The following is a 16,339-nucleotide window of genomic DNA, read 5'->3' on the forward strand; positions in this document are numbered from 1 at the left end:
CCGGGGCGCCGACCGATGCCGGCGCCCCGGGCCGCCCCCTCCGGTCGGCAGGACTCAGGCGGTCTGGGCGGCCAGGCCCAGCGCGATGGTGTCGGCGATCGGGGTCGTCGGGCGGCCGATCAGTCGGGACAGCTCGCCGGGCGTGCCGGCGAGCAGCCCTCGGCCGATCGCGTCGTCCACGTCCACCAGTACGTCGGCGAAGGGGGCGGGGACACCGACGCTGGTCAGGATCGCCGCCCGCTCGGCCGGGGCGAGGGACTCATGTACGACTGTCCGGCCGCTCTGCCGGCTCACCTCCGCGGCGAACTCGTCGAAGGTCCACGCGGTGTCGCCACTCAGCTCGTACGCCCTGCCCAGGTGCCCGTCCTCGCGGAGTACGACCGCTGCGGCGGCGGCGTAGTCGGCTCGGCTTGCGGTGGCGATCCGGCTTCCCGGGGCGACGTTCGTGACGACGGCGCCCCGGGCCAGTATCCCGGGCAGCTCGTTGACCGCGTACATCTCGGAGTACCAGTTGTTGCGCAGGAGGGTGTGGGGCAGGCCGGAGTCGAGGACCAGCCGCTCGGTCTCCCGGTGGTCGGCGGCGAGCTGGAAGTCGGCTTTCGGGCCGCCGAACACGCTGACGTAGCCGAGCTGGGCGACACCGGCGATCCGGGCGGCCTCGACCACCGCCGCGTGCTGGGGAACCCGGCGGCCGACGTCGGTACCGGAGATCAGCAGTACCCGGTCCTCGGGCCGGAACGCCCCGGCGAAGGTTGCGGGCTCGTCGTAGTCGGCGAGGTGCAGCCGGACGCCCCGGGCTGTCAGGTCGGCCGCCTTCGCCCTGCTCCGCGCGATGGCGGTGATCCCGTCCGCCGGTACGCCGGCAGCCAGCAGGTCCGCGATGATCAGGCGACCGAGTTGGCCGGTGGCTCCGGTGAGAACGATGCTCATCGACGTGCTTCTTCCCTAGACGTGGCAGATGCCCAGCTCCTGGACCTGCCACTTACCCTAGGGCTAGTACAGATCTGTCGGGAAGTACGCACTCTCAGGTAAGGTACTGACGTGAGTGTGAGCGAAGTGTCGCCGACCGGCGCCGCACCGCAGAGGCTCGTGCCCGACGTCAACCGGGCGGACTGCCCCTCCCGGGGGGTGCTCGAACACGTCACCAGCCGCTGGGGCGTGCTGGTGCTCTCCGCGCTGCTGCACCGGTCGTACCGGTTCAGCGAGCTGCGCCGGCACGTCGGCGGGGTGAGCGAGAAGATGCTGGCGCAGACGTTGCAGACCCTGGAACGGGACGGTTTCGTGCACCGCGCCGCCAAACCGGTGATCCCGCCCCGGGTCGACTACTCGCTGACGCCGGTCGGCCGTGAGGTGGCCGAGCAGGTGTCGGCGCTGACCCGCTGGGTCGAGGGCCGGCTCGACGACGTCTTCACCGCCCGCCGGGCGTACGACGAGACCCGGGAACGCTGACCTCGACGTCCGGGACCCGGGAACGCTGATCGACGTCCGGGGCGCGGGAGCGCCGACCCTCGACGTCCGCCGGGCCTACGAGATGTAGTGCAGGATGACGTTGTGCACGTGGTGACTCTTCTGGTCGCCCCGGAACTCCACCTCGTAGGTGTGCGTACCGACGTGGATCGCGATCGAACCGGTGGAGAAGAACGACCCACCCCAGGACTTGTTGCTCACCACGCTCACGCTGGTGATCTTCGAGTACGGGATGCTGGTGATCGCGAACTTCTTGCCGACGAACGACTTGTCCTGGATGATCACCCGCCGATCGGTCAGCCCGATGAACCCGGTGCCGGCGCCGATGGCGTCGTAGACGGCGATGACCTGTTCTCCGTCGAGGAGGCCGGTCTCGATCTGCTTGAGCTGCTCGCGACGGTCATAGGTGACGTTGGCCATGATCCGAGGGTAAAAGGGGTGCGCCAGTACCGCCCGTCGGCGCTTCCGGCGGTCAGTTCGGCCCGGTCACCGCGCGGTAGACGTCCTCGATCCGGGCGGCGAGGGTGACCTCACCCTCGGTGATCTCGGTGTCGTCCCGGGGACCGATCTTGATCTGGGTACGGCCGTCCAGCCGGCGGATCTCCGGGCGGAGATGCAACGCGTCAGCGATGACCTTTATCCGCTCGGTGAGGGCCGCGTGCTGGGTGTCGTCGAGGACGAGGGTCCGTTTGATCTGCTGTCCCTCGCGGGACCAGTCGCCCAGTAGGGTGAGTGCGTCGCTCAGGTAGTCACGGTCCATCCGGCCACCCCACAGAGCACGCATCGCCATACCTCCCAGGCGTCGTTGCCGGCTTGTGGCCAAATCGTCGCCATCCCGTGTCTCGGTCGGTGCTCCCTAGTCTGTCGCTGGCCGGCTGGTGTGTCCACGTCCACCCTTCCGTCTTCTAGTGACCGGTGGGCCGGCTGCGCTACCCGAATTCCCGATTGATCTGGCACGCTGGACGCCCGTGCGGACCGATTGGGCGAACGGTAACGACCGTGACGGGTCGACTGGGGGACATTCCGGGCGCGGGCGGCGCGAGCCGAAAGTAGTGGTGGGGGCCGCCATCGTCGTCGCCGGACGGGTACTGGCGTGTGCGCGATCTCACCCGCCGGAGGTGGCCGGCCGGTGGGAGTTCCCGGGCGGGAAGGTGGAACCGGGCGAGTCCGAGGTGGCCGCGCTGGTCCGGGAGTGCGCCGAGGAACTGGGCGTACGCGTCGAGATCGGTGACCGGATCGGGCGGGATGTCCGGATGGGACATGGCCGCTCGGTGCTCCGGGTCTATCTGGCCCAGCTCGTGCCGGGGGACCAGCCGCAGCCCCTGGAGCACTCCGAGATCCGCTGGCTGCGCCCGGAGGAACTGGACAGCGTGCCCTGGCTGCCGGCGGACGTACCGATAGTGGCGGCGCTGCGTCCGGTGCTGGCCGGCGCGCCCGGAACTGACTGACCAACCAACCGGGTCACCGGTGGAGCCTGTCGGCAGTAGCCCGCTGACCGGGCCGAGGTCACCGCGAGGCGACCCCGGCCCGCGTCACGAGTCGGGTCAGTCCTTGTCGCGCGGCTGGTCCGGGTGGCTGTAGTTGAGCCCCTCGGCCGGCAGCGGGAACGTCACGTCGTCGCCGAACGGCGAAGGTGCCGCCGCCTTGTCGAAGGTGAACTCGCTGATCGCCAGTCGGCCCCGGGAGTCGAGCGGCGGTGCGGTCGGGTGCGGGACCTGCCGGGCCCAGTGCACGCCACGCTCCGCGCCGACCTCGGCCTCCGGCTCGTGCGACGCACCCGCGTGCGAGTGCACCGAGCCGAGTTCGTCGGGGTCGCGCGGGGTCTGGGCCTGCGCGGCCTCGTTCTGCTTGCCACGGCGGAAGATCTTGCTACCGAGCCACACAACTGGATCGTACCGTCGGTCGACGACGCGTTCCTTCATTGGGATGATCGCGTTATCGGTGATCTTGATGTGCTCGGGGCAGACCTCGGTGCAGCACTTGGTGATGTTGCAGTAGCCGAGCCCCTGCGACGCCTGGGCGTACTCCTTGCGGTCCGTCTTCGCGTCCAGCGGGTGCATGTCCAGCTCGGCGGCGCGGATGAAGTAGCGCGGACCGGAGAACGACTCCTTGTTCTCCTCGTGGTCCCGGACCACGTGGCAGGTGTTCTGGCACAGGAAGCACTCGATGCACTTCCGGAACTCCTGCGACCGCTCGACGTCGACCTGCTGCATCCGGTACTCGCCGGGCTTCAGCTCTTCCGGCGGCGCGAACGCGGGGGTCTCCCGCGCCTTCTCGTAGTTGAACGAGACGTCGGTGACCAGGTCCCGGATGATCGGGAAGGTCCGCAGCGGGGTGATGGTGACCGTCTCGTTCTCGTCGAACGTCGACATCCGGGTCATGCAGCCCAGCCGGGGCATGCCGTTGATCTCCATCGAGCAGGAGCCGCACTTGCCGGCCTTGCAGTTCCACCGGCAGGCCAGGTCGGGTGCCTCGGTCGCCTGCAACCGGTGGATGACGTCGAGGACCACCTCGCCCTCGTTCACCTGCACCTGGTAGTCGGTCAGGTCGCCACCGGACTCGTCGCCGCGCCACACCTTGAAGTTGCGGGTCGTGCCGGCCTTGCCGGTACCGCCCGGCGCGTTCTGTGTCGCCATTACTTGGCCGCCTCCTCAGCGTGCGCGTCCCCGGTGAGGGCGTCGAAGTCCGCCAGTTCCTCGTCCGTCAGGTATTTCGCCAGCTCGGCCCGGTCGAAGAGCTGGATCAGCTCGGCCCGGATCTTCGGCAGCGGCTTGTGCTCCAGCCGTACCTTGTCGCCGTCGAGCGAGCAGACCAGGTTGACCGTCCGCCACTGCGGCGCCATCGTCGGGAAGTCCTCCCGGGTGTGGCCGCCCCGGGACTCCTCGCGCTCCAGCGCCGCCCGGGCGGTGCACTCGGAGACCACCAGCATGTTCCGCAGGTCCAGCGCCAGGTGCCAGCCCGGGTTGTAGCGGCGACCGCCGGCGGCGGCCACCCGGGTCACCCGGTCCCGCAGGTCGGCGAGCTTGACCAGCGACTCCTCCAGCTCACCCTTGCGCCGGATGATGCCGACCAGGTCGCCCATCACCGCCTGGAGGTCCTGCTGCAACGTGTACGGGTTCTCCCCGCCGTCGCGCTCCAGCGGGGCCAGCGCCCGGTCCACCGCGGCCTCGACGTCCGCCGCCGCCACCTTCGGGCGGGCGGTCAGCCCTTCGGCGTACGCCGACGCGTGCTCGCCGGCCCGCTTGCCGAAGACCAGCAGGTCGGAGAGGGAGTTGCCGCCGAGCCGGTTGGAGCCGTGCATACCGCCGGAGACCTCACCGGCGGCGAAGAGCCCCTGCACGTGCCCGTGCGCCGCACCGCTGTCCGGGTCGACCTCGACGCCACCCATCACGTAGTGGCAGGTCGGGCCGACCTCCATCGGCTCGGCGGTGATGTCGACGTCGGCCAGCTCCTTGAACTGGTGGTACATCGAGGGCAGCCGACGGCGTACCTCCTCGGCCGGCAGCCGGCTGGCGATGTCCAGGTAGACGCCGCCGGCCGGGGTACCCCGACCCGCCTTGACCTCGGCGTTGATGGCGCGGGCGACCTCGTCCCGGGGCAGCAGCTCCGGCGGGCGCCGGTTGTTGTCCGGGTCGGTGTACCAGCGGTCCGCCTCCTCCTCGGTCTCCGCGTACTGCTTGCGGAAGACGTCGGGGACGTAGTTGAACATGAACCGCTTGCCCTCGGAGTTCTTCAGCACCCCGCCGTCGCCCCGGACCGACTCGGTGACCAGGATGCCCTTCACCGAGGGCGGCCAGACCATGCCGGTCGGGTGGAACTGGAGGAACTCCATGTTGATCAGCGTGGCGCCGGCCCGCAGCGCCAGCGCGTGCCCGTCCCCGGTGTACTCCCAGGAGTTCGACGTGACCTTGTAGGAGCGGCCGACGCCGCCGGTGGCAAGCACGACAGCCGGCGCCTCGAAGAGGACGAACTCGCCGGACTCCCGGTAGTAGCCGAACGCCCCGGCGACCTTGTCACCGTCGAGCAGCAGCTCGGTGATGGTGGTCTCGGCGAAGACCCTGATCCGGGCCTCGTAGTCGCCGTGCGTCTTCTTGTCCTCCTGCTGCAACGAGACGATCTTCTGTTGCAGGGTGCGGATCAGCTCCAGACCGGTCCGGTCGCCGACGTGCGCGAGTCGCGGGTACTCGTGGCCGCCGAAGTTGCGCTGCGAGATCTTCCCGTCCTTGGTGCGGTCGAAGAGCGCACCGTACGTCTCCAGCTCCCAGATCCGCTGCGGCGACTCCTTCGCGTGCAGCTCGGCCATCCGGAAGTTGTTCAGGAACTTGCCGCCCCGCATGGTGTCCCGGAAGTGCACCTGCCAGTTGTCCCGGCTGTTCACGTTCCCCATCGCGGCGGCGGCGCCGCCCTCGGCCATCACCGTGTGGGCCTTGCCGAACAGCGACTTCGAGATGATCGCCGTACGCTTCCCGGCCAGCCGGGCCTCGATCGCCGCCCGCAGGCCGGCGCCGCCGGCACCGATGACGACGACGTCGTAGTGGTGTCGTTCGATTCGGGTAGTCATGTCAGAGGCCCTTTAGTTGATGAACCGCAGGTCGTTGAACCAGTCGGCGGAGAGCGCCATGACGTAGAAGTCGGTGAGCGCCAGGGTGCCCAGGGTGATCCAGGCGAGCTGCATGTGCCGGACGTTGAGCTTGGAGACGAACGTCCAGAAGCGGTACCGCACCGGGTGCTTGGAGAAGTGCTTCAACCGGCCGCCCGCGATGTGCCGGCAGGAGTGGCAGGAGAGCGTGTACGCCCACAGCATCACCACGTTGACCAGCAGCACGATGTTGCCGAGGCCGAAGCCGAAGCCCTTCGGGCTGTGGAAGGCGAGTACCGCGTCCCAGGTGTTGATCAGCGAGATGATCACGGCCGCGTAGAAGGCGTACCGGTGCAGGTTCTGCCCGACCAGCGGGAAGCGGGTCTCGCCGGAGTAGGTCTTGTGCCCGTCCGGGACCGCGCAGGCCGGCGGCGAGAGCCAGAACGACCGGTAGTACGCCTTGCGGTAGTAGTAGCAGGTGAGCCGGAACAGCAGCAGGAACGGCAGGGTCAGCGCGGCGTCCGGGATGATCCACCAGCCGGGGAGTACCCGGCCGAAGTGTGCCGCCTCGGGAACGCAGGTCTCCGTCACGCACGGCGAGTAGAACGGGGTCAGGTAGTGGTAGTCCTCGACCCAGTAGAAGTCGTGCATGAACACCCGCACGGTCGCGTACGTGACCCAGGCGCCGAGCCCGATCACCGTGATCAGTGGAGCGAACCACCAGCGGTCGGTACGCAGGGTTTTTGCCGTGATGGCCGCGCGCTGACGCACGCTCCCCGGCAGTCCGGCCGGAGGTGGGGCCGTCCTCGTAGTCATCTATGTCTCCCTGACGGGGCCCGATCTGGCTGACGGGCACGGATGGTGTTCCGGCGGGGCGCGCGGGGCAGGGGAAGACCCGCAGCCGCGCTACCTGCGTCCGCGTCGGTGCACACGTTACGCCGCACGTTTACGGGCACATGCGCAAGGGAGTCTCGCGGGTTTCCCGCCGATTACGAAAGTCCTGCTCGCCGATCCGGGCACGGTTGTGCACAACTTCACTCGATCCGCACTCGGCGTGACCGGGGGCGACGGACCGTGACGGGCCGTCTGCGCCTCCCAACGCCGACGGTTCGCTGAACCGGCGAAGCCGGTGGCGCCGAGACCGGACCGCGCCCACGGCGGGCCGGCCGATCGGCTCGGTGGCTACAAATCCGGCGCGGCGAGCCGCCGGGCGGCGGCGCCGCACTCCGCCGGCCCGCGTTGCAAACGGTCCAGCAGCGGTCGGCCCACCGGGTCACGCGGTGCGATGAAGAACGCCGGCTCGCCGTTGGTCACCTGCCGGTCGAGCGCGTCCGCGTAGCTGGTACGGGCGTCGACCAGCCGCTGCCAGGACTCGCCACGACCGCGCGGATGATCGTCGGAGTCGCGGTCGTCGTCGCGGTCGTCGTCCCACCAGCCGCGTAGTCGCTCGATTTCGGACAGGAACGGCCGGACGGCCGCGTTCTCGTCCCGGATCGCCGCCGCCCGCTCGCCCGGACTTGCCGTGGCACCGGGCGGGGTCAGCCGGTTGAGCCGCTGCTCCAACTCGTGGCAGGCCGAATCGGCGCGGGCCTGCGCCGTCCGCTCACGGTCGGACTCCCGGGCGAACCGGCCGATTCCGGCGGCGAACGCGCCGAGGCAGCCGCAGACCAGCAGTACGACGACCGCCGCACCGGCGATCCCGGCGATGGTCAGCCGGCGGCGCCGCCGGGCGGCCGGGTCGGGCTGGCGCGGCTGCTCTGCCGCGCGGTCACTCGCGGCCGACGACCCCGGGGGTACGGCACCGTCCCGCCCCGCCGACCCGGCCGGGTCGGCCCCGCCCGTCGTCCCGGTGCGCCCGGTGCTGCCCGTCGTCCCGGTGCGCCCCGTGCTGTCCGTCGGTCCGGTGCGTCCCGTACTGCCGGAGCCGTACCGGGTGCCGCTGGTCGCGTCGTCGGCGGCCGGGGTGCTCGCGTCGTCCGTCACGCCACACAGTGAAACACCGCGACGCGATCCGGGCATCCCCGCGCGCTCCCACCCCGCCCGCCGGGTCGGGTCAGCCGGAGGCGCCGCCGGTGAAGTTCCACGAGGCCAGCCGGAGCGGCAGGGCCGACCACCAGGCGCTGCTGAAGGTGTGCGACTGCAACGCGGTGTGCCGGCCGATCCCGAGTACGGCGCCGGGGGCGAGGGCCTGCGGATAGGACTGGGTGAACCGGAAGTTCTGTACGGCGGCGGCGACCTCGCCGTCCTCGATCAGCCACACTCCGTTGCGGGTGAGCCCGGTGACCACCAGACTTCTCGGATCGAGGACCCGGGTGTACCAGACGTCGGTGACCAGCAGCCCACGGCGTACCTCGGCGACCAGGGCGGCGGTGTCCGCGTCCACGACCGGCCCGGAGACCTCGCCCGCCCGGGCCAGACCGTTCGGTGACGGGGCCGGTACGAACCCCAGGTGCAGCGGGACGGCTCCGACGGCGGCACCGCCCGGCACGGCGTGCCCGGTCGAGGAGGCGCCGGCCTCGGCGGCGGTACGCCGGTCGTGCGCCACCGTCCGGGTGACACCGTGCTCGACCAGCGCCACCGGGGTCCGGGCGGTTCCCTCGGCGTCGAACGGCAGCGCCGGCCCGGCGAGCGCGTCGTCGACCAGCGTGACCGACCTGTCGAACTGCTCCGTCCCGGGTACGGCGAACGACCGCTGCTCGTTGTACGCCTTCCCGTTGAAGCCCCAGGTGGAGAGGTTCTGTAGCAGGTCGGCGACGGCGGTCGGCTCCAGCACCACCTCGTACCGCCCCGGTGGGAGTTCGACGGGTGCCACCCCGGCCCGCGCCTTCACCGACGCCCGGGCGCCGAGCACCCCGCCGGCCAGGTCGGCGAGGCGGAACGAGGCCAGCCGGGCGACCCCGTCAGCACCGCCGCACCGGGCGATCCCGTCCATCGCCGCCTCGGTGTGCCGCCCGTGCGCGGTGTGCCCGGCGGTGTTGGCGAACGCCCCGCTCCGGTGCCCGGTACGGCAGTAGCCGGCCGCCTCCAGCCCGCCGGCCGTCTCGACGAACTCGCGTACCCGCTCGGCCCGCTGTTCCGGCCCGGCCGTGGCGGTCGCCTCGTCCCAGTTGCCGTCCTCGTCCACGGTGGCCGGTCGGTTCAGCCCCGGCCAGCCGGGATCGGGCGGACAGTGCCGAGCCGCCGAGACGGTACGTTCGACCAGGTCACGCAGGCCCTCGGCGGTCACCACCGTGGACGCCCCGCTGGCCGTACGCCCGTCCAGGTGCAGCCGCAGCCGCACCGTCGTACCGGCGTCGGCCATGTTCTGGTGGATGAACGAGTTCGCGAACCGGGTCAGCGCGAGTTCGGCGTACTCGGTGCCGACCTCCGCCTCGGCACCCGGCCCGGCCACCTGTCGGACCAGGTCGACGACCCGGCCGGCAAGGTCGAGTGGGTCTGTCATCGCTGCCTCCATAGCCTCGCTCACCCGTGCTCGCCTTCCGTTCGCGACTGCGGGGCTCGCAAGATCGGCTCACTCCTCGCGCTCACCCGTGCACCCCGACCCGGACGTTGGTGAACCGCGCCGGGGCGGCCGGATGGCCGGTGTGGCCGACCTGGCCGGGCTGCCCCTTGCCGCAGTTCGGCGTACCCCAGGCGACCGTCTCCGAGGAGAGCATGTCCATCGACCGCCAGAACTGCGGGCCGATCCCGGTGTAGGTCGGGTTGCGCAGCATCCGGCCCCGGCGGCCGTTCTTGACCTCCCAGCCGATCTCGCAGCCGAACTGGAAGTTGAGCCGCTTGTCGTCGATCGACCAGGAGCGGTTGAGGTCCATCAGCACGCCGTCGTCGGTGGCCGCGATGATCTCGTCCAGGGTGTGCGGGCCGGGCTCCAGCCCGACGTTCGTCATCCGGACCATCGGCAGCCGGGCCCAGCCGTCGGAGCGGACGCTGCCGGCGTAGTCGAGTCCGGCGACGGCGGCCGAGTCCCGGCCGGCCAGCGTGCCGACCCAGCGACCCTCCCGGACCGCGTCCCGCTTCGCCGCCGGGGTGCCCTCGTCGTCGTAGCCGAAGCTGCCCAGCGCGCCGGGGATGGTCGGGTCGATGGTGACGTTCATCAGCTCGGAGCCGTAGCGCAGCGCGCCGAGCTGGTCGAGGTCCAGCCAGGACGTACCGGCGAAGGCGGCCTCCCAGCCGAGGATCCGGTCGAGTTCGATGGCGTGCCCGACCGACTCGTGGATCTGCAACGCCATCTGCTCGCCGCCGAGGATCAGCGTGGTCTCGCCGGCCGGGCAGAGCGGCGCGGTGACCAGTTCCCGGGCCTCCTCGGCGATCCGGGCGGCGTGCGCAGTCAGGTCGAGCGAGTCGACCAGTTCCCAGCCCTGGGTGCCGTACTGGCCGCGATAGCTCGGGTAGGACCGGCGCTGCGTCTCGCCGTCACCGATCACGGTGGCCGAGATCCCCGCCCCGGACTCCCGGATGTGCTGGTCGATCCGGTGCCCCTCGCTGGAGACGAACCACTTGCGGGTGTCCCAGATCTGGTAGAGCCCCTCGGCCAGGTCGGCGCCGTGCTCCCGGGACGTGCCGGTGGCCCGGACCAGCAGGTCGCCCTTGTCCGACAGCGGCACCGAGAGCGGGTCCACGGCACACGGCGAGTGCCACGATCCGGTGCTGGCGGCCACCGGCAGCAGGGTGCTGCCGGGACCGGCGACCCGGCCACTCGCGGCGGCGATCCGCGCGGCCCGCTCACCCGCCGCCCGAGCCGCCGACTCCGAGAGATCGGGTACGGCGTAGAAGCCCCATCCCGAGCCGACGAGGGCGCGTACCCCGATCCCGGCGCTCTCGTCCTGGGTGACGGACTCGATCTCGCCGTTGCGGGCGGTCATCGACTCGTAGCGGCGGTGCATGACCCGGGCGTCGGCGTACCGGGCGCCGGCGTCGAGGGCGGCCTGCACCGCCGCCGTCGCCACGTCGAACTCGACCATCGGCATCTCCTCGTCGCGTTCGCCCGGTCGGTGGTCCGGTCGGCGGTCCGGCGTGCGCCGGATCCGATCATGGGACGACCTTATGCGAGGAGGAGGGTTCAGCGCCCGGGTAGCAGATCCTCCGGGCGGATTTCCGCCACCACCGGCTCGGTGAGCTGGAGCGTGTCGCCGGGCTTCGCCACCGCGTGCTCGACGTAGTGCCCACCGTCGAGGCGGTGCAGCCGCAGCGTCCCGGTCTCCTGTTCGACCAGGAGATACCACGGGATCCGGGCGGTGGCGTAGTAGTGCATCTTCAGCACCTTGTCGGTGGCGGCGTTGCCCGGTGAGCTGATCTCGCAGACCAGCCGCACCGCCGAACCGTCAACGACCGACTCGTCGAAGTCGATCTCACCGGTCACGACCAGGTCGGGGATCGGAATCCGACCCGGTCGCAGCCGCACGTTCACGGCTTCGAGCACGTGCAGTCCGGCGGCTTCCGCGCCGTGCTCCAGCGCGTTGCCCAGCCGGCGCGAGATGTGCTGGTGTCGAGGGGTGGGGGCAGGGGTCACGTGAAGGCTCCCGTCGAAGAGTTCGACGCGATCCCGGGTCTCGCCGAAGGCGAGATACTCCGCTTCGGTCCACGGCCCGCCGTGGCTGAACACCGTCGCGGTCATGGGCACCTCCGGTTCGTCGTCGCGGTCCTGTCGGTTCGCCTCCATACGCCGCCAAGTCTCCCACGGCGACCCGACCCCACAGTCTCCTTCTCCGTCACGACCTGCAAGATCGTGCTACTTCACCGATGTAGCGCGCCGGGAATTCCGGTTAGCCGCTGCTTCAGAGAAATAGGGTGATCTTGCCGCTCGTCTCGACGGTCGGGTGTGGATGGGGCGGGTGGGGTCGACAGGCCCGCACCGGAGCCATTTGAATAGGGCGATACGTTGGTTCTCCGGCCCGGGGGAGGCCGGTGGACCAGGAATCGGCACCTGTAGCTTATTTTCACCCTCTGGACTCTGTTGTAGGTTACCTTCACGCTCCCCGGGTTCACCCAAGTCAGCCGGGTGAGCGACGGAGCCGGTGACGGAGCAGGAAGAGGGGACGCTGGTGGAAACGCCGGGATCGGCAGCGTCGTCCGAGGCGTCGTCGTCCGAGACCACAAAGGCCGACCCGTACCTTCAGGTGCGGGATCTGCGGGTGCGGTTCCGGACCGAGGACGGGGTGGTCCGGGCGGTCGACGGGCTCTCGTTCGGGGTCGAGCGTGGTCGCACCCTCGGCATCGTCGGCGAGTCGGGCTCGGGCAAGAGCGTGACCAGCCTGGCCGTGCTCGGCCTGCACGACCCGAGGCGTACGGAGATCAGTGGCGAGATCCTCGTCGGTGGGCGGGACGTGGTCGGGCTGTCCGATGCGGAGTGTCGCCGGCTGCGCGGCCGGGACATGGCGATGGTCTTCCAGGACCCGCTCTCCGCGCTGCACCCCTACTATTCGGTCGGGCGGCAGATCGCCGAGGCGTACCGGGTGCACCATCCGGAGGCCGGTCGGCGGGCGGCGTGGCGGCGTGCGGTCGACATGCTGGACCGCGTCGGCATCCCGCAGCCGGCCCGCCGAGCCGAGCAGTACCCGCACGAGTTCTCCGGCGGGATGCGGCAGCGGGTCATGATCGCGATGGCCCTGGTCAACGATCCCGACCTGCTGGTCGCCGACGAGCCGACCACCGCGCTGGACGTCACCGTGCAGGCGCAGATCCTCGACCTGCTGGCCGACCTGCAATCCGAGTTCAACTCGGCGATCGTGCTGATCACGCACGACCTCGGGGTGGTCAGCCAGGTCGCCGACGACGTACTCGTGATGTACGCCGGGCGGGCCGTCGAGCACGGCAATGTGGAGCAGGTGCTGCGCCGGCCGCAGCATCCGTACACCTGGGGGTTGCTCTCCAGCGTGCCGTCGTTGCGCGGTGACGCGAGCGCGGACCTGGTGCCGATCCGGGGCAACCCGCCGAGCCTGATCAACCTTCCGCCCGGCTGCGCCTTCCACCCCCGCTGCCGGTACGCCGACCGGACCGACGGGCGCTCCTCGACCGAGCGGCCCGAGTTGCTGCCGGTGGCCGAGGCCGGTCACCGGGTCGCCTGCCACCTGCCCGAGGTTGACCGGCAGCGGTTCTACGCCGACGAGATCGCCCAGGTGGGGGTGGCACCATGACAGTGGACGAGACGGCGGCGGTGGCACCGGAGCGGCCGGTCGACACCGGAGCCGGCAAGCCGCTGCTGACGGTGACCGGGCTGACCAAGCACTTCCCGGTACGTTCCGGCTTCCGCCGCAGCGGTCTGGTGCGCGCGGTGGACGGGCTGGACTTCGAGGTCCGGGCGGGGGAGACCCTCGGACTGGTCGGCGAGTCCGGCTGCGGCAAGACCACCACCGGCCGGCTGCTGGTACGTCTGCTGGAGCCGACCGCCGGCCGGATCGTCTTCGAGGGGCGGGACATCACGCACGCCTCCCGGGGCGAACTCCGGCCGCTCCGCCAGGACCTCCAGATCATCTTCCAGGACCCGTACGCCTCGCTGAACCCCCGGCACACCGTCGGGCGGATCGTGGCGATGCCGTTACAGGTCAACGGGATCGTTCCGCCCGGCGGGGTGAAGCAGCGGGTCCGGGAACTGCTCGAACTCGTCGGCCTGAACCCGGAGCACTACAACCGCTATCCGCACGAGTTCTCCGGCGGCCAGCGGCAGCGGATCGGGATCGCCCGCGCCCTCGCGCTGCGGCCGAAGCTGATCGTCGCCGACGAGCCGGTCTCCGCACTGGACGTGTCGATCCAGGCGCAGGTGGTCAACCTGCTCCGCGACCTGCAACGGGACCTCGGACTGGCGTTCGTCTTCATCGCGCACGACCTCGCCGTGGTCCGGCACTTCTGCCAGCGGATCGCGGTGATGTACCTGGGGAAGATCGTGGAGACCGGGGACCGGGCGGAGATCTACGAACGGCCGCGTCACCCGTACACCCGGGCGCTGCTCTCGGCCGTACCGGACGTGACGAAGTTGGGGCCGGCGGGGCGGATCCGGCTGACCGGTGACGTACCGACGCCGTTGGACCCGCCGTCCGGCTGCCGGTTCCGGACCCGGTGCTGGAAGGCCCAGGACGTCTGCGCGACCGAGGAGCCGGCGCTGACCGGACCACCGGACAGGACCGGCACGGTCGCCTGCCATTTCCCGGAGGAAGGCGAGCTGCGATGAGCGAGCAGCAGATGGCCGCCCAGGCGGGGGTGGTCGCGGCGGCGGCCGGCGTCGACCCGGAGACGCCAGCTCCGGCCGAGGGTACGACCCCGGCCGGGTCCACGGCGCCGGGCGCTGCCGTCGGGGCGGGGGAGTTCGTCGGCCGGTCGCCGGGGCAGCTTGCCTGGCGGCGGTTGCGCCGGGACCGGGTGGCGCTGGTCAGCGGCGGGGTACTCGTCTTCTTCGTCCTGCTGGCCGCAGCCGCCCCGCTGGTGGCCCGGCTGTACGGCAAGGGGCCGGAGGACCGGTTCCCGGATCGGCTGGACCGCAACGGCTTCCCGCTCGGCTATGCCGGAGTCTCCGGTGAGCACTGGTTCGGCATCCAGCCGGGGATCGGCCGGGACATCTTCATCCAGGTGGTCTACGGGCTGCGTACCTCGCTGATGATCGCGTTCACCGCCGCCGTGCTGACCATCGCGCTCGGCGTGGTGGTCGGCATCGTCGCCGGGTACGTCGGCGGCTGGGTGGACGCCGTGATCACCTGGATCATCGACCTGGCGCTGGCCTTCCCGTTCTACATCTTCTGCTTCGCCTTCGTACCGCTGGCGGTGAACCAGTTCTACGGCCCGCGCGACGAGGTGGCGTCCTGGTTCCGCCCGGCGCTACTGGTGTTGATCTTCGTGTTGTTCAACTGGACGATCTCGGCCCGGCTGGTCCGGGGGCAGGTGCTCTCGCTGCGCGAGCGGGAGTTCGTCGAGGCGGCCCGCGCCTCCGGCGCCGGTCTGGGACACATCCTGTTCCGGCAACTCCTGCCGAACCTCTGGGCGCCGATCCTGGTGACCTTCTCGCTGAACGTGCCGGCGCTGATCACGGCGGAGGCGGCGCTGTCCTTCCTCGGCATCGGTGTGCTGGAGCCGACGCCCGACCTGGGCCGGCTGATCAACGACAGCGTGCGCTACATCCGGGACGTACCGAGTTTCACCATCGTGGGCGGGACCACGCTGTTCCTGTTGGTGCTGGCGTTCAACCTTTTCGGCGACTCGCTGCGCGACGCGCTCGACCCGAAGTCGAGCAGGTAGGAGGGGTCGGGCGTGCTGCGGTTCGTGGTCAAGAAGGTACTGCTGGCGCTGAGTACCCTGCTCGCGGTCAGCGTGATCACCTTCGGGATGTTCTTCGCGGTCCCCAACAACCCGGCCGAGCTGATGTGCGGGGACAGCAAGAACGTGTGCAGCCCGGAGCGGATCGAGATGATCGAGCGCCGGATGGGGCTCGACAAGCCCATCCCGGTGCAGTACGCCGAGTTCATGCGGGGGGTGTTCGTCGGCCGTACCATCGGCACCGGCCCGACCGCCCGGGACTGCCCGGCGCCCTGCCTCGGTTTCTCGTTCCGCAGCGACGAGCCGGTCACCGGGATCGTCGGCCGGACCCTGCCGGTGACCCTGAGCATCGTCTTCGGCGCGGCCGTGGTCTGGCTGGTGCTCGGCGTCTCGATCGGGATGGTCTCGGCGTTGCGCCGGGGGAGCGCCTTCGACAAGCTGGCGGTCGGCACCTCGCTGGTCGGTGCGTCGATGCCGATCCTGCTCTTCGGGCCCCTGCTGCTGATCGGGCTGGTCTACGAGACCGGCCTGCTGGGCTATCCGCGCTACACCCCGCTGACCGAGAATCCGCTGGCCTGGGCGTCGGCGATGATCCTGCCCTGGTTCGCGCTCGGCTTCCTCAACTCGGCGACCTACGCCCGGCTGTCCCGGGCGCAGATGTTGGAGACCCTCTCCGAGGACTTCGTCCGGACGGCGCGGGCCAAGGGACTGTCCAAAATCACCGTGTACGGCCGGCACGCGCTGCGCGCCGCGATCACCCCGATCATCACCATCGCCGGGCTGGATCTCGGCGCCTACCTGGGCGGCACGGTCATCACCGAGACGGTCTTCGGGTTCACCGGGCTGGGCCGGACGGCGCTGAACGCGGCGCTCGACCTGGACATGCCGATCGTGATGGCGACGGTGCTGCTCGCCGCCGTCTTCGTCGTCGCGGCCAACGTCCTGGTCGACATGCTGTACGCGGTGGTCGATCCCCGGGTCCGGCTCGGATGAGCCCAACCGTTGTCCCATCGTTACTGCTATGAAACTTACCTTCATGCAACTTTGAGTGAA

At 70.5% G+C, this 16,339-nt stretch carries 15 protein-coding genes and 1 pseudogene; 6 read left to right on the forward strand and 10 right to left on the reverse strand.

Translation table 11 applies throughout. From position 1 onward, the window contains the following. Positions 1–54: 54 nt before the first annotated feature. On the reverse strand, positions 55–930 hold the full coding sequence (locus Pen02_RS03660) for an NAD(P)H-binding protein (protein WP_203864474.1): 876 nt from the start codon (positions 928–930) through the stop codon (positions 55–57). Between the two features lie 111 nt (positions 931–1,041). Between Pen02_RS03660 and Pen02_RS03665 the strand changes: the two genes are divergently transcribed. Beyond that, a complete protein-coding gene (locus Pen02_RS03665) occupies positions 1,042–1,449 on the forward strand; it encodes a winged helix-turn-helix transcriptional regulator (RefSeq protein WP_275413548.1) in 408 nt (135 codons plus the stop codon). A 75-nt stretch (positions 1,450–1,524) separates the two neighbouring features. Here the strand turns inward: Pen02_RS03665 and Pen02_RS03670 are convergent, their stop codons facing one another. Next, entirely contained in the window at positions 1,525–1,887 is a 363-nt protein-coding gene (locus tag Pen02_RS03670; RefSeq protein ID WP_203864475.1) for a PH domain-containing protein, read from the reverse strand. A gap of 52 nt (positions 1,888–1,939) precedes the next feature. Continuing rightward, positions 1,940–2,251 (reverse strand): 4a-hydroxytetrahydrobiopterin dehydratase, encoded by a 312-nt coding sequence (locus tag Pen02_RS03675; RefSeq protein WP_203864476.1) that lies wholly within the window; start codon positions 2,249–2,251, stop codon positions 1,940–1,942. Positions 2,252–2,519: 268 nt separating this feature from the next. Here Pen02_RS03675 and Pen02_RS03680 point away from each other — a divergent pair, with 268 nt between their 5' ends. Continuing rightward, positions 2,520–2,915 carry a (deoxy)nucleoside triphosphate pyrophosphohydrolase gene (locus Pen02_RS03680; protein WP_239140015.1) on the forward strand — a complete coding sequence of 132 codons (396 nt, stop codon included), beginning with the start codon at positions 2,520–2,522 and terminating at the stop codon, positions 2,913–2,915. Between the two features lie 399 nt (positions 2,916–3,314). Here the strand turns inward: Pen02_RS03680 and Pen02_RS03685 are convergent. The 7 genes and pseudogenes from Pen02_RS03685 to Pen02_RS03715 form a co-directional block, all read right to left on the reverse strand. Then, positions 3,315–4,103, reverse strand: a pseudogene (locus tag Pen02_RS03685) (succinate dehydrogenase/fumarate reductase iron-sulfur subunit); the annotation flags it as partial. Further along, positions 4,103–6,028 carry a fumarate reductase/succinate dehydrogenase flavoprotein subunit gene (locus Pen02_RS03690; RefSeq protein ID WP_203864478.1) on the reverse strand — a complete coding sequence of 642 codons (1,926 nt, stop codon included), beginning with the start codon at positions 6,026–6,028 and terminating at the stop codon, positions 4,103–4,105. The pseudogene Pen02_RS03685 and the gene Pen02_RS03690, both read right to left, overlap by 1 nt. A gap of 12 nt (positions 6,029–6,040) precedes the next feature. Then, entirely contained in the window at positions 6,041–6,862 is an 822-nt protein-coding gene (gene sdhC, locus Pen02_RS03695; RefSeq protein ID WP_203864479.1) for a succinate dehydrogenase subunit SdhC, read from the reverse strand. A 366-nt stretch (positions 6,863–7,228) separates the two neighbouring features. After that, positions 7,229–8,029 carry a hypothetical protein gene (locus tag Pen02_RS03700; protein WP_203864480.1) on the reverse strand — a complete coding sequence of 267 codons (801 nt, stop codon included), beginning with the start codon at positions 8,027–8,029 and terminating at the stop codon, positions 7,229–7,231. 70 nt (positions 8,030–8,099) lie between these two features. Beyond that, on the reverse strand, positions 8,100–9,488 hold the full coding sequence (locus tag Pen02_RS03705; protein ID WP_203864481.1) for a TldD/PmbA family protein: 1,389 nt from the start codon (positions 9,486–9,488) through the stop codon (positions 8,100–8,102). Between the two features lie 82 nt (positions 9,489–9,570). Next, a complete protein-coding gene (locus Pen02_RS03710; RefSeq protein WP_203864482.1) occupies positions 9,571–11,007 on the reverse strand; it encodes a TldD/PmbA family protein in 1,437 nt (478 codons plus the stop codon). Between the two features lie 98 nt (positions 11,008–11,105). Beyond that, on the reverse strand, positions 11,106–11,660 hold the full coding sequence (locus tag Pen02_RS03715) for a Uma2 family endonuclease (RefSeq protein WP_203864483.1): 555 nt from the start codon (positions 11,658–11,660) through the stop codon (positions 11,106–11,108). A 502-nt stretch (positions 11,661–12,162) separates the two neighbouring features. Between Pen02_RS03715 and Pen02_RS03720 the strand changes: the two genes are divergently transcribed. The 4 genes from Pen02_RS03720 to Pen02_RS03735 are packed head-to-tail and all read left to right on the forward strand — an operon-like array spanning position 12,163 to position 16,279. Next, positions 12,163–13,179, forward strand: coding sequence for an ABC transporter ATP-binding protein (locus tag Pen02_RS03720; protein ID WP_239140076.1), 1,017 nt, complete (start codon positions 12,163–12,165; stop codon positions 13,177–13,179). After that, entirely contained in the window at positions 13,176–14,210 is a 1,035-nt protein-coding gene (locus tag Pen02_RS03725) for an ABC transporter ATP-binding protein (RefSeq protein ID WP_203864484.1), read from the forward strand. The genes Pen02_RS03720 and Pen02_RS03725 overlap by 4 nt, the downstream gene beginning before the upstream one ends. Further along, a complete protein-coding gene (locus Pen02_RS03730; RefSeq protein WP_239140021.1) occupies positions 14,207–15,268 on the forward strand; it encodes an ABC transporter permease in 1,062 nt (353 codons plus the stop codon). Before Pen02_RS03725 ends, Pen02_RS03730 begins: the two co-directional genes overlap by 4 nt. Positions 15,269–15,280: 12 nt before the next feature. Then, entirely contained in the window at positions 15,281–16,279 is a 999-nt protein-coding gene (locus Pen02_RS03735) for an ABC transporter permease (protein WP_203864485.1), read from the forward strand. Positions 16,280–16,339: the final 60 nt, after the last annotated feature.

The organism is Plantactinospora endophytica (genome assembly GCF_016862915.1).
Classification (GTDB): Bacteria; Actinomycetota; Actinomycetes; order Mycobacteriales; family Micromonosporaceae; genus Plantactinospora; species Plantactinospora endophytica.